The organism is Haladaptatus sp. (genome assembly GCF_049589095.1).
GTDB lineage: Archaea > Halobacteriota > Halobacteria > Halobacteriales > Haladaptataceae > Haladaptatus.
Genome location: NZ_JBAWAC010000214.1, coordinates 1 through 4,695 on the forward strand (window position 1 = coordinate 1; position 4,695 = coordinate 4,695).

General features: G+C 61.2%; 4 protein-coding genes and 1 pseudogene. 2 read left to right on the top strand and 3 right to left on the bottom strand.

The window, feature by feature from the left end; translation table 11 throughout:
* Nucleotides 1-231 precede the first annotated feature (231 nt).
* Both WBV42_RS07005 and WBV42_RS07010 read left to right on the top strand, forming a co-directional pair.
* The gene (locus tag WBV42_RS07005; RefSeq protein WP_423985392.1) at nt 232-804 is read left to right on the top strand and encodes a response regulator; all 573 of its coding nucleotides are present in this window, start codon (nt 232-234) and stop codon (nt 802-804) included.
* Nucleotides 805-882: 78 nt separating this feature from the next.
* The gene (locus WBV42_RS07010; protein WP_423985393.1) at nt 883-2,310 is read left to right on the top strand and encodes an MATE family efflux transporter; all 1,428 of its coding nucleotides are present in this window, start codon (nt 883-885) and stop codon (nt 2,308-2,310) included.
* Between the two features lie 54 nt (nt 2,311-2,364).
* On the opposite strand, the gene WBV42_RS07015 is transcribed toward WBV42_RS07010, so the two are convergent.
* From WBV42_RS07015 to WBV42_RS07025, 3 genes and pseudogenes are all read right to left on the bottom strand, one after another.
* Nucleotides 2,365-3,042: a DedA family protein gene (locus WBV42_RS07015; protein WP_423985394.1), complete on the bottom strand. Its 678-nt coding sequence runs from the start codon at nt 3,040-3,042 to the stop codon at nt 2,365-2,367.
* Nucleotides 3,043-3,158: 116 nt separating this feature from the next.
* On the bottom strand, nt 3,159-4,244 hold the full coding sequence (locus WBV42_RS07020; RefSeq protein ID WP_423985395.1) for a lysylphosphatidylglycerol synthase transmembrane domain-containing protein: 1,086 nt from the start codon (nt 4,242-4,244) through the stop codon (nt 3,159-3,161).
* A gap of 55 nt (nt 4,245-4,299) precedes the next feature.
* Nucleotides 4,300-4,695, bottom strand: a pseudogene (locus WBV42_RS07025) (DedA family protein); the annotation flags it as partial.

Sequence of the window (4,695 nt, forward strand, 5' to 3'; positions counted from 1 at the left end):
CATCGGGTTCGGTCTCTACTTCGTTTCCGTCATGATGGATCAGTACGGCGGTGCGGTGTGGTTCGAAGACGCGGAGCCGCGTGGGACGGTTGCCGTCCTTACGTTCCCGCAGGACGACCGACCGGAAGAGGAATATGTAAAGAAAAACAACAGTAAATAAATACTATCTAAAAACCAAAGATATATGAGTAATTGATTGATTGATTATCTCTATCAATACCGACCCCGAACATGACGACAGCAGGTACTATCGGCGTGCTAATAGTGGACGACGAACCGGAGGTGACGATTCTCTACGAGAAGTGGCTCTCGGACCACGGAACGTACGTCGCGCACGACGGAACGGAAGCACTCTCGATACTCGACGAACGGGCGACGGAGATAGATGTCGTGCTCCTCGACCGAAAGATGCCGACGTTGAGCGGCCCCGAGGTTCTCGAACGAATCCGAATCGATGGGTACGACTGCCGTGTCGCCATGATCACCGCGGTCGCGCCGAGTTACGACATCATCGACATGAAATTCGACGAGTACGTAACGAAACCTGTCGATAGGAGCTCACTTCAGGGGACGGTCGAGTCGCTCTACAACCGTGCGGAGTACGCGGAGACGCTGACACACTACTACTCGTTGGTTTCGACCCACGCGAACCTACTGGCCGAATACTCCCCCGACGAACTACAGGAAAACGACGAGTTCGTCTCCCTCGAAGCCGAAATCGACGACGTTCGCCGCACGCTCGATTCCTCGCTCGAAGTCAACGATCACCGGGAATTTCAGCATACCCTCCGCGAGATTCAGTGACGAGGGGATAGAGAACCGGCAGAGAGGGGGCGGAACACGTCCGTTTAAGCGCGGTTCGCTCGTTGTACTCGGACGGAAATGGCTGGACGAAGAGCGGATCGTGTCGATATGACGACGGGAGCCATCTCGCCGAAGTTGGTGACGCTGGCGTGGCCGCTGGTCGTCGGCAACCTCCTGCAGACGTTCTACAACCTCGCGGACATGTTTTGGGTCGGACGCGTCGGCACCAACGCCGTCGCCGCCGTTTCGCTCATGTTCCCGACCTCGTGGTTGTTCGTCTCGTTGGCGATGGGACTCACGGCGTCGTCGGTCGCGCTCGTCTCACAGCACGTCGGCGCGGGTGACGACCGCGCGGCCGACAACGTCGTCGCACAGACGACCCTCATGACCGTCGTTATCGGGGTCGTCCTCGCGGCGTTCGGCTTCGCGTTCCGTCATCAACTCCTCACGCTCGTCGGGGCGAAAGGACCCGTCTACGTGCAAGCACTCGGGTACATCGAAGTGCTGTTCTTCTCCATTCCGTTCACGTTCCTCTTCTTCGTCTTCCGAGCGGTGCTTCGCGGCGCGGGTGACACCCGCACTGCGATGTGGCTGATGGTGCTCTCGGCCGGGATGAACGTCGTCCTCGACCCGATACTCATCCTCGGATACAGCCCGCTCGGTCCGATGGGAACGCAGGGCGCAGCGGTCGCCACGCTCATCTCTCGCGTGTTCGCGGCCGCCGTCGGCGTCTACGTCCTCCTGCGCGGCGACTGGGGAATTCAGCTTCGACTGGAGGACCTCCGTCCCGACTGGCCGGTGTTGAAACGACTCGCCACGCTCGGCTATCCCGCAACCATCGACGGTGCGGCGCGGAGTTTCGCCTCGGTGGCGATGGTCGCGTTGGTCGCCCGGTTCGGCGCGGTCCCGACGGCGGCGTACGGCGTCGGCATCAGGATGATGTCCGTCTCGTGGACGGTGTCGGGCGCGGTCGGACAGGCCGCCGCAACCGGCGTCGGGCAGAACCTCGGAGCGAAGACGCCCGACCGCGCCTCGGAGGTGACGTGGAAAGCGACCGTCGGAACGATGCTGGTGCTGTTCGGTGCGGGCGGGTTGATGATGGCCTTCCCGGGCGTCGCCATGCGGGTGTTCACGGACGACCCCGCGGTCGTTCGCGTCGGTGCCCACTTCCTCCGAGTCATCGGACCGTTCCTCTCCTTCTTCGGCGGCCTGATGGTGATCCAAGGTGGCTTCCGCGGTGCGGGCAGCACCGGGGTTGCGATGGCCCTGTCGTTCCTCTCGCGGTGGATACTCCGCATTCCGATGGCCATCCTGCTGGCGTACGGGTGGACGTACCAACTCGGGCCGCTCACGCTCTCGGGCATGGCGTGGGGCGTCAACGGTCTCTGGTGGTCGTGGTCGCTGTCGGCGGTCGGGGCGTTCGTCGTCGGCGTGCTCTGGTTCAGCCTCGGCCACTGGCGACAGGGCGTACTGGACGAGGAGAAAGCGCCCTCGACCGCGGACTGACGGTGAATCGGAATACAGCGTGAAAAACAGCCAGCAGCCTCAATACCGCCTCCCTCACCGACGTGGGGCGGTTTTTCGGTTCAACTGTTCACGGGCGACCCAGATGACGCCGAGACCGAGACAGAGAACGACGACGAGGCTCGCGAGGAGGAGCAGGCTCCCCCCCATCGACGTGGTGTAGGGCAGCAGTGTCGTGGAAATCGTTTCGATCATCCACCCGAGCGGGGACGTTTCGCCTGATCCTTCGTAAACGAGGTACGTCAAAAATACGTTGAAAACGAGCGATCCGCCCGCGGAGTAGACGACGAACCTCCGCAGGTCCATTTCGGCGAGTCCGGCGGGAATCGAGATGGCCGCGCGTACGAACGGAAGCATTCGGCTCCAGAAGACCGAGCTCCGACCCCATTGCTGAAACCAGCCCTGACTTCGTTCCAAATCCGACTCGGAGACGTGAAGGATGTGTCCGTACCGATGAAGCGCCGCCTTCCCGTTTTTACCGAACACGTAATAGCCGAGGAGGCTCCCTACCGTCGCTCCAGCGGTCGTGACCACGACGAAGAACGCGAACGATAGCGAGTCGTGGACGAGTTGAACCGCCGCAAACGGGACGACGATTTCGCTCGGCGCGAAATGGAGAATGAACGCCGTTTCGAGTGCCAGATAGAGGAAGACAGCCAGGTAGCCGTATTTGGTGACGAACGAAAGTGTGGTACTGGCTAACCAGTCGAACATTCAAGATAGCGTTCACTGTTCTCCACCATCAATTTTTTCATGCAGGAGACCATCAATATCTTTGATAGCTAACTATACCCTTCTGGAGAGATGATGTGTTCTCCATAGACATCCATTCACCGTCGGTTCGCCTCCAGCATCGTCACGGCGGCCCCACCGGCGATGAGCGGAAGCAGATAGGTTCCCGCTCGGAAGACGAGAAGCGCCGCCGTGATCACCGGAAGCGGAACGTTCGTCAGACTCACGAGTAACAGGATGTACGCGGCATCGATACCGCCAAAGCCACCGGGGAGCGGCGTCACGCTTGCCGTCATCGCCAACGGGACGATGAACAGCGGTGCTTCGACCGGAATCGCGTAGCCGAGCGAGTAGAGCGAGAGCCAAAGGCAAACCGCCAGAAAGAACCAGCCCACTGCCGAGAAGAACAGTCCGACGGCGAGTCGATGAGGTGTCCGAGCGATCTGTTCCAAATTCGAGAGAAACAGCGTCACCCGTCGTTCGAGTTCTTGCTCCGGAACGTCGACGTTCAGCGGCGTTTTCCGGCTGAGGAACGCCCCCAACCAGAACAGCCCACTCACGAGCAATGCCGCGAGCGTCTCCCTCGACCGCCACGCGAATACCGCGACCACGGCGACCACGAGGGCGACGACCAGGAACAACACCAGTGCGAGTTTGAGTCGCGGATTGAGCGTCGCTCGAACGGTAAAGTATGCGAACCCGAGCATCGCAAAACCGATGGAGGGGAGGAAATTGATCGTATCGACGCTCACGACGGCCGACAGCCCCGTCTCGTACTCCGCATCCGTCGCCCGCGAGACGAACAACGCGGCGAGGGGTTCCGCACCGGCCTGTGCGAACGGGGTGATGCTGTTGGCGAAAACGATGCTCAGATAGATCAGCATCGTCCGAGGACGTGACTGTGGATACTCCAGCAGCGACAGGACGACGTGCAACGCCGAACTCCACGCGACCTGCCAGCAGGCCACGGCAACGACGATGGCGAAGATAGCACTCGGCCTTGCGGCCTTGAAGGCGGCCACGACCGACGAGACACCCACGAGCGAGACGATGACGACGATCACGACGAGCGACGCGAGAAGGCCGAGGACCACCGACCGAACGTTCAACTGCGCGCCCCTTGCATCCATCTCCCCATCTCCCTGTTCCACCCGTTCGTTTCGAATCCGACCCGATTCATCCACACACCGGTGAACGACCCGTACCGGTAAGAATGGTATCACGATTTGGGGAACATGTTCAGTCCCGTGCACCAATCCGGGACACCACGTCCACCGGAATCCGCTTTCCACCCTCGTAGACGACGAGGGTCACGAACAGGACCCCCACGCCGGTCACGACCAGCGCTCCCTGGGGGGAGAGCCCGAGGGAGGTCACGAAAAACCGAGGGTCGTCCCAAATCCACGTGACGAGCGAGTAGGCGGCCACGGGAACGCTCATCGCACTCGTGATGAACAGCAACCCGAGGACGGTTCCGACGATACCGACGACACGGAGCAACGCCGCCTTCGCGGCGAGTGGATTCGCGCGAATCCACTCGCGGTGGGTCCAGACGACGACGAGTACGACGACCGACGCCACGACCCCCACCAGAACCACGGGAAAGTGACTCCGCACGTACTGCACGTCCAGCGT